This is a genomic window from Flavobacterium sp. 103, assembly GCF_003096795.1.
GTDB lineage: Bacteria > Bacteroidota > Bacteroidia > Flavobacteriales > Flavobacteriaceae > Flavobacterium.
Genome location: NZ_QENX01000001.1, coordinates 435,871 through 452,307, shown reverse-complemented (window position 1 = coordinate 452,307; position 16,437 = coordinate 435,871). Strand labels below are relative to the sequence as shown.

Genomic DNA, 16,437 nt, shown 5'->3' with positions numbered 1-16,437 from the left:
GGTTTTTTATTCATTATCTAAGAACATTTTCCAATAGTCAACATCCATATATTTGTTTTCAATTTTCGTCTTTTCTAAAAATAAATCTATTTCAGTTTTAGAAATTCCTTTTTTTTCTTTTTCTTTTAATTTTCTGAGATCATTTAAAATTATGCGGAAATTGTCTAAAGAAATAGCAATATATGTTTCAATCCATTCATCTTCTCCATGTTCAGAAGTAAAAACTGGTAAATTTAGCTTTTCGAAATCAACAAATATTGGGTCTCCTAAACCATCATAACCAATTACGACCCAACTTTTTTTCCAATCTCCATTTTTTGTTCCAAGTAATGATTTTCCAATATGATTAAATCTATAACCAACTTGTCCGTCTTTAAGATTATCTAACTTAAAAAACTCTATCGAACTGCAGTCAATTGTTATGTTTTCAACTTCAAGAATAAATTTTTTAAATTTTTCATTTTCTAAAAACGAATTAAAATCTTTATCAACGTTTTTTTTAAGATTAAACAAGCTGTCTATTAATTTCATATGTGTTTTACTTGATTTAGTTCTGCTAAACTGACCGCCAACGTCTTGGCACTACAGCGGGTTTGGGACTAAATTAAGCCCTATTTTCGGATTTTCCAAATCATCCCAAATACAAGACCATCTTTCCATTAAGCCCAATGCCCAAATCCGTTGTAGTGGCTGTTAGCCGGCGTTTTTTTTAGTCACAAGCGATTCCAAATAAGTCTAAACCTTCTGTCCACAAAGTTTCTATTTCGCTATTTTTCTTTAAAAGTAAAATAGCTCTTGTTGGGTATAGACATTTTGATTTATTCGGATGTTTTCCCCATGCAAAATCATCATCGTATGTGAAATAAATTGAATCTATATTCGCAAAAACTTTAGTTCTTACATTATCTGTATAATCGTAATTCTTTGACTTATTATATTTTTCAATTAAAGTTTCAATTTTACTATAATTGTTTTTGTATTCTAATTTTAATAATTTTCTGGAACACAATATTGGTTTTCCATTTTTCAGCGTATCAAAATTTTTAATAGTTAAACCTATAATATTCGTTTTGCATTCATCAAGACCAAGAATTACTTCATTTATTTTCATTTCTGAGTAACCTTTTGTTCCATAAATATAATATTTTGCATCAACATTCTTTTTTATTTCATTGGTTAAATTTATATTTTTAATTAATTTATACTCTCCCAATGTATCAACAAAATTGATGTTTTTAGATTCTTTTGTATTATGATAAAAATCGTTTGATATTGAATTTTTAAGATCTATATTTTCGAATATTTTATCAAATTTGGTTTGTTTTTCTGTGTCATTTATGTTTATTATTATCGCAGTAGTTTTTTCAGATAAATCATATACTGACATAAAAACATTTTCAGCAAAATTGAATTTTGGTTCTGGTTTAATTTCCTTTTTTTCGACAGTTATTGTTTTTTTTATTTCTTTTTGACAAGAATAAAACAATAAAATTATTGCAAAAAAGTATAATGTTTTTCTCATGTGTATTTTCGTTTTTTAGGCAAAATGACGGCTAACGTTCTGGCACTACAGCGGGTTTGGGACTAAATTAAGCCCTATTTTCGGATTTGCCAAATCATCCCAAATACAAAACCATCTTTCCATTAAGCCCAATGCCCAAATCCGTTGTAGTGGCTGTTAGCGATAGTTTCTATTTTTTCGCAATTACAATCGTTTTTTCCGCTTTGTCTTTTGTGTCGTAAATATACTTTTCTTTATGATTCCATTCCTCGTTTGCGAGTTTCAATTCTGAACCTTTAATTTCTTCGGAATTAAAAAACAATGAAATTCCATTAAGTGCAATTTTTTTTCCTTCTTTATTTTTCAAAATTATCGGATAAAAACCCATTCTTTTTTCTTCAGCTTTTTCAGCTTTATTTCTTATTTCTAACGAAATTCCAAAATCACTTTCAGAAATATTATTCACTTCATCTATGAAAAAAATATTCTTAAAAGTCGTGTAATGATGACCTAAAGGTGGTTTATTTGACAATTTAATAGTTGTAAATTCAAATTTTTCTCCATTATTCAATTCAATTTTGCAAGGAGCAATCCTGCTTAAATTACAATCATTTGTTAAACCTATTTTTTCGATTTCTTTTTTTAAGCTTTCAGAGCAAACTAGATTTATTTCGCTCCATTTTTTTAGAAGTTCGATTTGACCATCAAAAATTTTTTCGTACATATTTCCATTGATGTAGAATTGAGTCTTGCATTTTTGACATTTATAGATTTTTATTCCACCTATTTCATCTGTTAATTGGATAAGGGAAATAATCTTGTTTTCCAAATAGTCAGTTCCAAAACTAATGGTATTTTGTTCGTAACAATTTGGGCAACCGCTTTTCTTTTTTCTTTTGAATAAATTGAACAAGGTTTCTGTTTTGGTTAAAGTTTCTGTTTTGCGGTGAAATTATCGCTAACTAGTATATATGTGTGACTCCGTCACACATATCCACCCAAAATCGGGTGTGTAAGTGTGATAAATAACACACTTTTTCAAAACCAAATATACAAATTAGTACTTACAAATCGTCAAAGGGACTTTTTATTTGTTGAATACTTTTCGTACTGACATGAGTGTAAATTTCGGTTGTTTTACTGCTGTTATGTCCCAATAACTCTTGAATATAACGCAAATCGGTGCCACTTTCCAGTAAGTGTGTTGCAAAACTGTGTCGCAGCCAATGTAACGTGACAGGTTTGGTAATTCCTACTTTATACAGTGCTTGTTTCAAAACGCTTTGTAAGCTGTATTCAGAATAAGGCTCACCAGGAATTTTGCCTTCAAATAAATAGATTAGGGGTTTGTTTGCTATATAATAATCCCGTAACATCGCCAATATTTTATCCGATAATGGTGCAATTCGGTCTTTCTTGCCCTTACCTTGTCTGATGATTACTACTCCTCTTTTAGATTCAATATCGGCAGGCTTTAAATGCAAGAGTTCGCTTCGGCGCAATCCGCAAGCATAAATTAAACTCAACATCGTTTTGTGTTTGAGGTTGCCGTGAGCATTCAATATCAGTTTTACTTCTTCTTTACTCAACACATTAGGCAGCAATTTTTCTCGCTTCGGACGGTGAATTTTGTCTAGCTCTATTTTGGTTTCTCGTATTGTGGAGAAAAATAGTTTTATGGCGTTGACAATCTGATTTTGAAAGGAACCTGACAAATTATTATTTAAAATGTATTCGTTATTGTACCGTATGACATCGTCATTGTCAATTTCGGCTACTGGTTTTTCATTGTAAAATGTCAGGAACCATTTTAATGCTTCGGTATAAGTTGTTATGGTGCTATTGCTGTAGCGTCTGGACAATAACCAATGTTTGAACTTTTCTATTTGTTCGATTCCCTCAGTCGAAGGAAGTTTGATTGGTGCTTCGACAATTTGAAATAACATTCGGTTTTCAAAGGTGTCTGGCAAATGCCAAACGCCTAATGTTTGACTCCATCTGGATCCCTCTTGTTGCTTAATGCGATCAATCCAATCTTGATCTTTTTCGAAATAAATAGCGATACGGCTCTCGCCACCGCGTTTGATGAGTTTGGCTGTCCACTTCATAGGGCGTATAGTTAAAGTAAAAGGCGTTTAGTTGAATGATAAAGATAAGGAAAAGATTGCAGAATAGAGAATAAAGGGAAGAGAAAATAGAAAAGTGTTAACCTGAGTTTGATTATTAATTTTTAGGAGCAGAAACATTAGGCTTTTTAGGTAATATTATCCCGCTTTCCGCTACAATCTTATAAGCCGAACCCCGGCTTATAAGGATTTTCGCTTTAATCGGGGCTAAAGGGAGATATTTTGCTTTTTTGTTATTATCCGAAAAAGGAAATACTCTAAATAATTGAATTGAGTTCTTGTAATAACAGGAAGCCCGCGAGAAGGATGGAAGCAAGTTACCGAAGTAACGCGGACAGCCTGACAGCATCCCGATAAAAGGGCGTATACTCGCAAAGTGAATTGCCCTTTTTTCGGGATGGTGGCTCGCCCCAATAATTATGATTAAACTGTTGCTTCTGTCAATGGAATGAAACTGCTTTTTGGGGCTTCACATAACGAACAACAGTAATCTTCGGGAAGATCCTGGAAGAGTGTACCTTTTTCGATACCCTGAATGACATCGCCGTAGTCCGAATTATATACCGTTAAGCAGTCCGGACATTGATGAATGTCCTGTGCTTTGGTCTCTTTTTTGGCGCTTGTGTTTTGAAATTCAAGTACGCTGGTCCCAAGGTCTTCGAAATACTTTTTGCTCAATTCAATCAGGATATTGGGCAATTCGAGTTTGTCGACATCTTGTGTATGCACGATGTATTCCTTGGTGTTGGGGTCAAAGTTTTTAGCATACAAAACATTGAAAGTATCTCGGATTTTGATGGATTCGAGGTCTTTTGGCGATTCATTTTTTTCGATGACCACCGAGGTGAAATAATGACCGTCTCTATTGTAATCGGATAGTCCGAAGGTAAGTCCGTAGGTGCTGATGTCGAACTGGTCGAGGGTGCGCACCAAAAATGTTTTGAGGTTCAAGGCCCATTCCGTAGCTACGGGTAAGTGCCAGTTGAGTTCCAACAGGGAGTGGCGAACGTTGATTCCTTTTTTGCCCAAGAATTTTTCCCAATCAAGTTTACGATCTTTTGGGATACCTTTCACGATGAAGGATTTCCAAGGGGTGATGCATATTTTTCCGATTTTACAGTCGAAGCATAAATCACACATTTCTTTTAGGAATTCCAAGTCGTAAAGGTTGTTGCGCCAGTAAAGTCCCAACCAGTATTGATCGATGCCGAGTCTGTTCATGCCTTCGTAATAAGGGAAGGGGTAAAACGGAATGTTTAGTGGCTGGTCGATGGTTCTATTATTGGTGTCCAAATCACTGATGAGTTGGAAAATCATATCAACAGTATCGGGTTCTTCTTGGAGAATTTTTTCTATTTCGTAATATATTTTTCCAATGTCCCAGCTGTAGATCAATACGGGGAAAAGTTCCATTTTGTCCCATTTTGGCAAGCGCACATACAGGAACCAATAGTCTTCGTGGTGTGAAGCCACAAAGTTGATGTGTCCCGTGAATAAGGGAACAAGCTGTTGTTTCGGGTCGGTTATGTTGACCTTGAGTTTAGGCTGTTCCTTGAATTGTTCCAATATGTAAAGGAATTTATTTCCGGTAAGCCAAGGCGTATTCCTGAAAATATCGGTCGATACGTAGGAGGATACGATGTTATTACCACTTTTTTCATTTGGTAAAACAAAATGATGTTTCCCGATTTTTTCGGGAGTGTTATTTTTGAATCCTTTTGGAAATATAATGTCTTGTCTGGAACCAAAAGAGATGGCTTCAAGACCTTGCTCCAATGCCATATTTACAATTTCTCGTAATTCCCCCGGAGATATAACCCCGCCTTTTACTATGAGTCTTGTTAATTCCATGTTTTTAGTTTTTATTGTTGGTTGTTTAAAGGTTTAAAATTGTTTAAATGTTTAATCGTTTGAAATTGTTCAAGGTTTTTTGTTTTAATATTGATGTTGTTTTTTAGCATGAGGAGACTATTAAACAATTTTAAACTTTAAACAATTTAAACCCTATTTCACCTTCGCCAATATCTCCTTCACTTCGGTTTTGCAACTGCCACAACCGAGTCCTGCTCCGGTGGTTTTACAAAGTTCGGTAAAATTGGTAACGCCGCTTTTGATACATTCTTCAATATTTCCGCTTCCTACTTGGCTACAAGAGCAAACGAGTTTTCCTAGCACTGGTTTGGCTTCGGAACCGCTTCCTCTTAATAAGGTGTTTCGTTTGTCGGCCAATTCGATTTTGCTTTCAATCATTGTCTTGAATTCGGCAAACTCATTTTTGTCACCCATTAAGATGGCTCCAATAAGCAAATCGTTCTTGACGATACATTTTTTGTAATAGCGTTTTCCTAAATCGGCAAAAACAATTTCTTCATAGGAATCATCGTTTTCTGGCACTTCAATTTCACCAATAGAACAAAGATTGATGTCTTCCAGTTTTAGGATGTTCATTAGTACCGAACCTTTGTAAAAACTGCTGATGTCACCGGCTATAAAGTTGGCCAAAACATCGGCCTGTTCTTCGGCAGCAGAGGTGATTCCGAATAATTGGTTGTTGAATTCGGCAATTTCACCTATCGCAAATACGTCGGGATTGGAAGTTTGCAAGTACTGATTGACTTTTACGCCACGTCCACAAGCCAGTCCTGTTTCCTTGGCCAATTCTATGTTTGGAATGGTTCCAATGGTGTAAACAATGGCATTGGCGGTAATGATTCGACCACTTTTTAGTGCGATTTCCAATTCGTTTGCATTATCGGTTTCAAATACGGTGCTGACTTCATTATCAAAATAAATTTGAATGTCTCTTTGCTGTACTTCTTCGGCCAATAATTTACTCGAGATTCTGTCCAATTGACGTTCCATCAATCGGGAAGCTCTTTGTATAATCGTTATTTTAACTTTTTTGTGTTTAAGGGCTGCTGCCAGTTCCAGTCCCAGTAATCCACCACCCACAATCACTACGTGTTGTTCTTCGGCGGGTAAATTGGTTTCGTCCAGGTAATTTTTCAACCTATCGGCATCTGTTTTCTTTCGGATGGTAAAACGTCCCGGAAGATGCAATTGGGCATTTTCAGGGATAAAAGGGCGGCTTCCGGTTGCCATTATCAGCATATCAAATTGATGAACGGTTCCGTTACTGTCGGTTATGGTTTTATCGGTAGTACTTACGTTTTCAATTGCCACACCCGATTTCATCGTGATATTCAATTGGCTCATACCATCGCTTTTTATTTTCAAAAGGCTTTCCCAAGTAAATTCTCCAGTCACATATTCTGGTAACAGAACGCGGTTGTAGAATGGGTTTTCCTCATTGGAGAAAACAATGATTTCATCGGTAGTATTGATTTCCCTGTAATTTTGAATAAAACGAAAAGCAGCAGCTCCGGCGCCAACAACGGCAATTTTTTGAAACGGTTTTATGTATTTGGTTACCGCTACCGTGGTGTATTTAAAATCAGGTTCTTTGGATATAGGATCGACAATGGTATTAGTCAAATTGTTGGTTCTATTCAAGTCATTGTCCAATTGTTTTCCCCAGTGCATAGGCAAAAAGAGAACACCTTCTTTGATAGTGTCGGTTACTTTTGCTTTCACACGAACTTCACCATTTTTGCTGCTTACAACAACAATGTCACCGCTTTTTATTTCAGACTTGTAGGCATCTATAGGATTGATTTCGAGAACTGGGCTAGGAGTGTGCGTCATCAATCGGGACACTTTACCCGTTTTTGTCATTGTGTGCCATTGATCGCGAATTCGTCCCGTAGTCAATATAAATGGATATTGAGCTGAAGGCATTGCCGATGTGTTTTCGATACTCGTTGGAATATTGAAAATTGCTTTTTGCGAAGGCGTAAAGAATTTTTTATCGGCGAATAAACGAGGTGTTCCTGGGTGTCCGTAATCCGGAACGGGCCATTGGAAAGTGCCTTCGTTTTTTAGTCGGGAATAATTTAAATAGGAAATATCAATATTGGTGCCTTTGGTCATTAGGCAGTATTCTTTGTAAACGGCTTCGGTATTGTTGAAGTTGAAACCGGAGAATTTCATTTTTTTGGCAAAATTCAGCAAGATTTCCACATCCGATAAAGCTTCACCTGGGGCGTTAATTCCTTTTGGCAAATACGAAATACGTCTCTCCGAGTTGGTCATTGTTCCCTCTTTTTCCAACCATCCGGCGGCAGGCAATAATAAATCGGCAAACTTGGCGGTATCGGCATTATGGGAGATGTCTTGAACGACAACAAATTTTGCGTTTTGCAATGCTTTTTCAACTCTTCTGGCATCTGGTAAACTCACCATTGGGTTGGTGCAAATAATCCAAATGGCTTTCATTTTACCCGATTCCAAGGCATCAAACATTTCGGTTGCGGTCAATCCCGGTTTTTCAGAAACGGATTCCACTCCCCAAAAATCGGCTACTTCCTTGCGGTGTTTAGGATTGTTTAATTCTTTGTGAACAGCAAGTAAATTAGCCATTCCGCCCACTTCACGACCACCCATTGCATTGGGTTGTCCTGTCAATGAGAAAGGACCTGAACCTGGTTTTCCAACCTGTCCGGTTATCAATGAAAGATTAAGTAAGGCTGTATTTTTGTCAACACCAATGGCGCTTTGGTTCAATCCCATAGCCCACATGGATATAAATCCTTTGGCTTTGCCAATAATATCGGCAGCCAAGTGAATGTCGCTTACGGAAACGCCACATAATTTAGATGCTTTTTCATAAGAACTTCCCATTACCATGTCTTTGTATAACTGATAATTTTCGGTATGGTTTTTTACAAAATCCGAATCCACATATCCTTTTTCGATTAATCGTTTCCCGATAGCATGGTATAAAACAATATCCGTCCCTGGAAGTATTTGCAAGTGTAAATCGGCTGCGATGGCTGAGTCTGTTCTTCTCGGATCGACAACAATGATTTTTGTTTTTGGGTTTTTCTCTTTATGTTGTTCGATTCGTCTGAACAGAATCGGGTGACAAAAAGCGGGATTGGCGCCTGTTATCAAGAAAGTATCGGCAAGTTCTATGTCGGCATAAGCAATTGGAACGGAGTCTTCACCAAAAGTTTTTTTGTAACCCGCCACGGCCGAGCTCATGCAAAGTCTGGAGTTGGTGTCTATATTGTTGGTTTTTAAAAAACCTTTTACGAGTTTGTTAACCAAGTAATATTCTTCGGTCAAACATTGTCCGGAAATATAAAATCCAACGCTGTCCGGTCCGTGTTTTTTTATAATTGAAGAAAAAACTGCAGCTGCACGATCCAAAGCGGCATCCCAGCTTACTCTTTCTTTCGGATGTGATTTACTCCACCTCATTTCGGGGTAGAGAATCCTGTCCGAAGTATCATTGACTACATAATGTAAGTTCATTCCTTTGGAACAAAGCATTCCTCTATTTACGGGATGGTCTTTGTCGCCTGTAACCGTCACTCCATTTTTAGAATCATTTTTTACAATAATTCCGCATCCTACTCCACAATAGGAACACGTAGTTTTGATTTCTGTATTTTGCATTATGTATGTCTTCGTTTATAAAGTAGCTTTGTAAGAATCAATATAGATGATATTACACAAACAAAAATAAGTAAAAAATAAGTATTAATACGTATAAGTCTAATTTTATTTTGATCTCAGCGCAAATAAAATTAGAATGGTAAAAATCAGTTTCCTTTTTTGAATTATTAAAAGTATTGGGTGTTATAGCAGATTAATAATTGTGTTTTTGCAAGATTGGTGAGAAGAAAACAGAAAAACAGTAGGCAGTAGGCGGGGAGCAGAAGGCAGAAAACAGAAGGAAGAAAGCATCGGATAGAAAATTACAATCTAAAACCTACAATCTAAAACCTTCAATTTGAAGTCTGCAATCTGAAGTCTGCAATTTGAATTTGGGCGTGCCCCTCAGTGAAAAACTTCGGGTCGGGCTTTCCGTTCCCGCTTTTTTATGTCTAGCGAATAAAAATCGCCAGACATAAAAAGAGCTCCACTGCAATCCCTCACGCGGGCTATTAACACATTCAGTACACTTATAAGAAACTTAACTAAAAAAAACTTGATGTATTTTCTAGATACATCAAGTTTTTAAGGAATATTTTTTTGTGATATTGACTTGCTTCGTATTTGGGGCACGAAAGGATTGAACGACAAATTAAATTTTAAAAAAATCTGCGCAAATCTGCCAAATCTGCAAGCAATTTTTTATCTAAATGTGGTAGATTAGATAGGTTGATTTTTCATAAAACGGGAGTTTATTTAATTTTTTAAACCAATTTTAAACCCATTGATATACTCGACAGGTTTTTTTCCGTCATAGGACATGTTGTCAATAAAATCGGTTGTTGCCGGCTTGAAGCCATCAGTGTAAGGGATGTCGGTTTCTGAAATAAATCCTTCTTCTAACAATAGATTTGCAGCACGAATCCAAATATCTGGTTTGTAAACTTCTTTAATTTTGCTCAAATACCATTCGTTAGGTTTTGATTCAGTTATTTGTCCCCAACGTTTCATTTGAGTCATAAACCAAATTCCATCAGAATAATATGGGTAAGTAGCATTGTATTTGAAGAAAACATTAAAATCAGGTATGGAGCGTACATCTCCTTTTTCAAATTCAAAAGTTCCAAGCATCGAATTATCGATTATGTGTTTGTCCCCGTCCACATAAGCAGATTTTGACAAGATACGAGTAGCTTCTTTTCGGTTTTCGGGATTATCCAGCCATTTCCCCGCTTTGATCAATGCTTTGGTAATCGCAATGGCAGTGTTCGGGTATTTAGCAACAAACTCCTTGGTCAGTACAAATACTTTTTCAGGATGATTTTTCCATATCTCCCTACTGGTCACTATGGGAACACCAATGGTTTCTTCAACAGCCTGCTGATTCCATGGTTCTCCAACGCAATAGCCGTCAATAGTTCCCGATTTTAAAGTTTGAGGCATTTGTGGCGGAGCCGTAACATTCAGCAAAACATCTGCGTCAGTATTTCCTTTGCTTCCTTGTATGTTGTTATTGTTGTAAAAACCTGGATTTATACCGCCAGCAGCCAACCAATATCGCAATTGATAATTATGCGTTGAATAAGCCGCAACAATACCAAAAGTAAAAGGCTTGTTCATTTTTTTGTAAAAATTTAAGGCTGGTTTCAAAGCATATGAAGGAATAGGATGCACAGGTCTGCCATATTCTTCAGGTATACTATCTTTCATTTTGGACCAAATGGAATTGGAAACTGTTATCGCATTTCCGTTCAAATCCATGGAATAGGTGGTGACCAATTGAGCTTGTCTTCCACATCCCACGGCTGCTGCTATCGGTTGTCCAGCTAACATCTGGGCTCCGTCGAGTTGATTGTCAACTACTTTGTCTAAAATATCTCTCCAATTGGCTTGAGCCTCGAGGGTAACGATAAGTCCTTCATCATCAAAATAACCTAAAAATTTAGCAATCGCAAGCGGTGCCATGTCGGTTAGTTTTATGAATCCAATAGTTATGTTTGGTTTTTCCAATTGTAGTTTTTTGGTTTTCGGCGGTCCTATACTTCTTTTTTTCAAAATGGGATTGCCAGGTAGTTCACTTTTAAAGCTGGTAACAGTGAATGCTATTAATAGTATCACTGTTAATTGTAAGGTTAGTTTTTTCATGGTTATTGGTTTGGCTGTTAATACTTTAGTAAATATACGTAATAGTACTTATTTTGTAAAATTTAAATTACGTATTAGGCTATTTTTGAGGAAATTAATATTATGACCTATTCTTTATATATAAATCTTAAAAAAAGGTTTTTAAAAAGTAGAATTATCATTTTTAGTGCTATTTTTTAGTAAGTTAAAGTTTGATAATTTTATAAAATAGTACTGATTAATAGGTTATTATGGTTTTTTAACGGAAATATTGCTTTTTAGTTTATAGAAAAATTTTCACTAAACTTTTTCTTTATTTATAAAAAAAGCTGCTCCCAAAATGGCAATTTTTTGGGAGCAGCTATACACAAGTAATTAAAATGGAAATTATTATTTTCTATCCATTTCTTTGGATAAGATGGGTTGTTTTTCGTTCATGATTTTGGTTACAGTCATGTGCATCCATATCAAGCAGGCTGCAGATAACAGTAATATAAAAATCCAAGAGCTTGACCAAATTCCGGTAGCTGTCAATAAATATCCAAAGATGATTGGACCAAAGAAACCGCCCAGTCCACCAATCATTCCTACCATACCGCCTACAACACCTACTTCGGTAGGGAAATATTCTGGGATATGTTTGTAAACGGCAGCTTTACCAATTCCCCATGAAATTCCGATAAGGATTACTAATATGAGATATACCCACATATTGGCGCTAAAATGGATGGCTGTTACTCCTTTGGCAATAAGTTCTTTTTTCTTTACTTCTTGATTTTCACTTACTACAACTTGTTGCCAAGAATTACGTGTTGGGAATATGGTGTTTTCTAATGGTTTATTTACTTTTAAATTGATAGGGAATTCTTTTTCGCCCACTTTTACAAGAGTATTCGAAACTGCTGTGATGATTCCTTTTTTGGTGGCCATAACACCAGGGCCAGAGGTGGTGATGTCCATTTTTGGAATCATTAATAAGGCACTTAGAATTACAGATGAACTCAATACCCAGTACATAACTTTTCTGGCTCCGAATTTATCCGATAGATATCCTCCAAAGGCACGAATCACCCCAGACGGTAAGCTAAACATGGTGGCAAACATTCCGCCCATTACCAAACTAGTTTGATATACATTCATAAAGTTGGGTAGTAACCATTGAGAGTATGCTACAAAACAACCAAATACCAAGAAATAATAGGCTCCAAATCTCCAAACTCTAGTGTTTTTTAAAGATTGTAACATTTGAGGTACCGTTTTGGTTTGGTTTTCATTTTTCTTGTTTTTGGTAAAAAGCAAAAAGATAATACCAATTACGACCAATGCAATTCCATATATAACAGGAAGTAGTTTCCATCCATTTTGAGGGTCGGATATAGAAAATTGATTTAATAGGGATGGAGCCAAAAACGTGGTGATCGCTGCACCGGCATTACCCATTCCAAAAATCCCCAAGGCTCTTCCTTGCCATTCTTTTGGATACCAAATAGAAGTGAAACCAATACCAACTGCAAAACTGGTTCCAACCATTCCAAAGAAAAAGCTTAGTAATGCAAACATGAAAAAACTATCTGCGAAAGGCAATAGAAACAAAGGAATCGAACAAAGCAGAAGTAATAAAGAGAATACATATTTACCACCAAATTTATCAGTTAGCATACCTATTGGTAAACGCATTACAGATCCCGTTAAAATTGGAATTCCTAAAAGCCATCCTACTTGGACTACATCCCATTTGAAGATTCCATTATCTACCAAAAAAGTGACAAGAACCCCATTGAGAGTCCAAGAGGCGAAGCACACCGTAAAAGCTAAAGTATTTAAGAATAAAATGCGGTGCGATTGTGAGAGAGAGTGTGTTGTTGACATAATACTTATATTTTTATACAAAACTAAGTAGTATGTTCTAGAAAAAAACTGCGAAAACGCAGTTTTTGAAAAGTAATTAAGTATTTATACGTATTTTTTTAAAAGATTCTAAGAAACTAAGTTGCTAAGTTTTTAAAATAGAAATCCAGATTTAACCTTTAACTGTTTAAACCCTTAAACTTTTAAACCTTTAAAAAAATCTTAGAATCTTAGTAACTCAGTAGCTTAGAGACTTAAAGAAGCGAATACTCCGCTGCCTTATTGGAAAGTTCCATCAGGTTTTTTACTTTTAGTTTTTTCATCAAATTGAATCGATGTACTTCAGCAGTTCTTTTACTGATATCTAAGGCTTCTGCGATTTCTTTGTTTCCTTTACCAGTCAATAAAAGTTTTAGTATTTCTTTTTCCCTTTTGGTGATTATTTGATCCTCCCCAAGAGATTGTTTTGGTTCGGCAGTAAGTACAGGATTTGTTAGTTGACCAATTAATATGGAAGAAATGTCACCACTGAAATATTTTCCACCATTGGCAACAGTATGAAGTGCTTTTAAAAATTCTTCTTTACTGGATCCTTTAAGTAAGTATCCATCGGCTCCCGCTTGAATGGATTTCAATACGTATTCCTCGGATTCATGCATGGAGAGCATTACTATTTTTACCAAATTGTTTTTGCTTCTTAGTTGCTCCACAACTTCAATACCGGTCATATTTGGCATCCGAATATCAAGAATAAGTAAATCGGGTTGGACACTGTCTATTAAGGCTAAGGCTTCCAGACCGTCTGTAGCTTCGCCTACAACAGTGATGTTTGCTTCGTTTTCTAATAAAGATTTTATGCCATCTCTCACAAATACGTGGTCGTCTGCAAGAATTACTCGAATTTTATCACTCATAATGTACTTATTGTTCAATCCTGACTTTTTACGTAGATTCATCTAATTTACGACGCTAAGATACGTAATTTTCAATTTCAATAACAATTTCAATGACAATTTCAATATCAAAAATCAATTTCAATAACAAAATTTAAAATTAAAAAAATGGATAAATGTTTTTTATTGATTCTGATGGGAAGAATGTTATTATAAATTTTTGCTGGATAGAATGATGTATTACGGTAATTTCTTTGTTGAATTGTGTTGCAAATTTTTGTACTTAAATTCCTTTTTATTATTTTTCATTGCCATTGAAATTGAATTTTGAAATTGAATTTGATTTTTTTAAATTGGAACATTAAATGTAATCCTAGTTCCTTCATTAGGAATAGAATTAAAGAAAACACGGCCGTTAATATATTGTATTCTTTCTTTCATAAAAAGCATGCCCATTCCGGATTCGCTGTTTCTCTTTTTTTCGACTGCATTAATATCAAATCCTTTTCCATTATCGTCAACAGTGATGCTTAAGAGCGTGGTACTATGCGAAAGCTGTACTATAATATGAGTAGAGTCGGCATATTTGATCGCATTGTTGATGGCTTCTTGGGTCAATCGATAAATATTGATTTCGATTAAAGAATCCAATCGGCTGTTGAAATCGGTTTTGTTGTAAAAGAGAATACTCTTTCCGGTAAGTTTAGAAAGTTCCAAAGTAAGTTTGGAAAGAGCCGAGTTGATTCCGTGGTCGCTCAATTCGGGAGGCATCAAATTGAAAGTGGCGGTGCGAACTCCCTTTATGATATCGAGAGATAGTTTCTTTAGGTATTCTATTTTTATACCTGCTTTTTCTTTATCGTCTAGGTTTATGCTTTCAAGGCTGAATTTTAATCCCGTTAGCATTTGTCCAATTCCATCGTGAATTTCTCGGGCAATTCTATTTTGTTCGTTTTCTTGGTTTTCGACAATCTTGCTCGAAATTACTTTTTGTTGGTTTAGTTTGTCGGCAACATTGGCCGCATTCAAACGTTCCACTTCTTGAACAGCTTTTTTGCGTTCAGTAATGTCAAAGCAAATAATCAATAGTTCCGATTCATCTTTTTTTATCGTAACCGGTACCATAGATAGATCCAACCATAGCGATTGTTCATTCCGCGTGGTGATGTTCAATTCTCCTTGCCAGCCTCTACGGTGGTTTTCGAGTACAATACGGTCGATGATAAGTTGTTCTTTTTCAACAGGAGTCAGTACTTGTCCGAATTTTTTATCCGAAAGGAAAGGGTTATACTGTATTAGTTTGGAGAATTTCTCGCCAATGTGAATAATAGTTCCATCGGTGGCAATTCGGCAGTAGAGTAGGGTGTTCTCCATTGCATAATTCAGCGATTTCAATTCTTTAACGGAGTTTTCTTTTGCTTCGCTGATGATTTCAGTGTCCTGGGCAAGTTTTATTGCTTTTCTTTCTGAAGATAGGAGATTGGAAATTAACGACTCCACTTTTTTGTTGGTAGGTTTGAAAATGAAAATGAATTCCAGTAATAAAACTAATAGGGTAAAAGCGAGAATAGCGTATTCGGTTTTACTTTGAAGGGTTACTTTTTCTAGGGCTTCTTTATCATATTCACCCACAATTTGGTTCATTTTCAAAAGAAAAACGGCTTCATTGTGGAGTATGGTTTGAATCAGTTTTTGGTTTTCCTGCTCGTTTTTATTTTGTTTTTTATTGTCCAAAAAAGTACCGCTGGCCTCAAGTAAAGTGTCAAAATTAGGTTTTAGATTTTTAAAATATTGAACCAGGATGGGATTTTTTCCTTTTGGAAAACCTAAGCTGTCGTTCCCGTTTACCAAGGAATAATGGTTGAATTTCCATTCAGATATGATTTTCGAAACTTTATCGATTTGCTTCTTTTTTTGCAAAGAATCGGTAATGAAATTAAGAATCAAAACTTCTTTCGTCAATTTTTGACTGAGCATTCTTTGCTTTCCAGAGGTGTTTATTATTCTGGAATCGCTGAGTTGGCTGTTTAAGTTGTATTGAATTAGGAGTTGGCTCAAAAGTACTGTTACGGCTATAGTAACTAAGGCGAATAGATACATTCGCCTTAATTTTATAAATGAAATTTTATCAAAAGATGCTTTGGATTTTTTTTTCATATAGAAGACTGTACATTTTTTTGTCACTAATTTTTTTTGGCCACAAATTACACAAATTTTCACAAATTAATTTTAAGGAAATAGTCCTAATTAACTTCCTGAGCAATACTAAACAGACTAAGCAAATTTGTACTTATTTTTTGCCACAGATTGAAATGATTAAAAGTTTTTTTTAAAATTAATCTGTGAAATATTTTTAATTAATTGTTTTAAATAAACTTAATTTTTATTGTTCCAAAAAATAGTTAAAACTATCCATTTTAGTGCATTTCGCTTTCGGTTTCTAATA

Annotated in this window: 10 protein-coding genes; all 10 read right to left on the bottom strand. The window is 35.4% G+C overall.

The genetic code is table 11. The annotated features are described in order from the left end of the window. Positions 1–6: 6 nt before the first annotated feature. Complete coding sequence (locus C8C85_RS01720; RefSeq protein ID WP_116795531.1) at positions 7–531, bottom strand: hypothetical protein; 525 nt, start codon at positions 529–531, stop codon at positions 7–9. A 178-nt stretch (positions 532–709) separates the two neighbouring features. After that, the gene (locus tag C8C85_RS01715) at positions 710–1,522 is read right to left on the bottom strand and encodes a hypothetical protein (protein ID WP_116795530.1); all 813 of its coding nucleotides are present in this window, start codon (positions 1,520–1,522) and stop codon (positions 710–712) included. Positions 1,523–1,691: 169 nt separating this feature from the next. Beyond that, complete coding sequence (locus tag C8C85_RS01710) at positions 1,692–2,414, bottom strand: hypothetical protein (protein WP_116795529.1); 723 nt, start codon at positions 2,412–2,414, stop codon at positions 1,692–1,694. A gap of 151 nt (positions 2,415–2,565) precedes the next feature. Further along, positions 2,566–3,609 carry a tyrosine-type recombinase/integrase gene (locus C8C85_RS01705; protein ID WP_116795528.1) on the bottom strand — a complete coding sequence of 348 codons (1,044 nt, stop codon included), beginning with the start codon at positions 3,607–3,609 and terminating at the stop codon, positions 2,566–2,568. 441 nt (positions 3,610–4,050) lie between these two features. After that, a complete protein-coding gene (locus C8C85_RS01700; RefSeq protein ID WP_116795527.1) occupies positions 4,051–5,478 on the bottom strand; it encodes a rubredoxin in 1,428 nt (475 codons plus the stop codon). 153 nt (positions 5,479–5,631) lie between these two features. Further along, on the bottom strand, positions 5,632–9,147 hold the full coding sequence (locus tag C8C85_RS01695; protein ID WP_116795526.1) for a nitrate reductase: 3,516 nt from the start codon (positions 9,145–9,147) through the stop codon (positions 5,632–5,634). Positions 9,148–9,882: 735 nt separating this feature from the next. After that, entirely contained in the window at positions 9,883–11,271 is a 1,389-nt protein-coding gene (locus C8C85_RS01690) for a CmpA/NrtA family ABC transporter substrate-binding protein (RefSeq protein WP_116795525.1), read from the bottom strand. A 369-nt stretch (positions 11,272–11,640) separates the two neighbouring features. Then, positions 11,641–13,119 carry an MFS transporter gene (locus tag C8C85_RS01685; protein ID WP_116795524.1) on the bottom strand — a complete coding sequence of 493 codons (1,479 nt, stop codon included), beginning with the start codon at positions 13,117–13,119 and terminating at the stop codon, positions 11,641–11,643. A gap of 233 nt (positions 13,120–13,352) precedes the next feature. Then, complete coding sequence (locus tag C8C85_RS01680; protein WP_116795523.1) at positions 13,353–14,012, bottom strand: response regulator; 660 nt, start codon at positions 14,010–14,012, stop codon at positions 13,353–13,355. Positions 14,013–14,339: 327 nt separating this feature from the next. Beyond that, the gene (locus C8C85_RS01675; protein ID WP_243412030.1) at positions 14,340–16,091 is read right to left on the bottom strand and encodes an ATP-binding protein; all 1,752 of its coding nucleotides are present in this window, start codon (positions 16,089–16,091) and stop codon (positions 14,340–14,342) included. Positions 16,092–16,437 lie beyond the last annotated feature (346 nt).

What these genes read in the sequence shown, in the direction of transcription:
- C8C85_RS01720 (WP_116795531.1), bottom strand. Translation starts at nt 531, where the DNA reads ATGAAATTAATAGACAGCTTGTTTAATCTTAAAAAAAACGTTGATAAA.
- C8C85_RS01715 (WP_116795530.1), bottom strand. Translation starts at nt 1,522, where the DNA reads ATGAGAAAAACATTATACTTTTTTGCAATAATTTTATTGTTTTATTCT.
- C8C85_RS01705 (WP_116795528.1), bottom strand. Translation starts at nt 3,609, where the DNA reads ATGAAGTGGACAGCCAAACTCATCAAACGCGGTGGCGAGAGCCGTATC.
- C8C85_RS01700 (WP_116795527.1), bottom strand. Translation starts at nt 5,478, where the DNA reads ATGGAATTAACAAGACTCATAGTAAAAGGCGGGGTTATATCTCCGGGG.
- C8C85_RS01695 (WP_116795526.1), bottom strand. Translation starts at nt 9,147, where the DNA reads ATGCAAAATACAGAAATCAAAACTACGTGTTCCTATTGTGGAGTAGGA.
- C8C85_RS01690 (WP_116795525.1), bottom strand. Translation starts at nt 11,271, where the DNA reads ATGAAAAAACTAACCTTACAATTAACAGTGATACTATTAATAGCATTC.
- C8C85_RS01685 (WP_116795524.1), bottom strand. Translation starts at nt 13,119, where the DNA reads ATGTCAACAACACACTCTCTCTCACAATCGCACCGCATTTTATTCTTA.
- C8C85_RS01680 (WP_116795523.1), bottom strand. Translation starts at nt 14,012, where the DNA reads ATGAGTGATAAAATTCGAGTAATTCTTGCAGACGACCACGTATTTGTG.
- C8C85_RS01675 (WP_243412030.1), bottom strand. Translation starts at nt 16,091, where the DNA reads ATGTATCTATTCGCCTTAGTTACTATAGCCGTAACAGTACTTTTGAGC.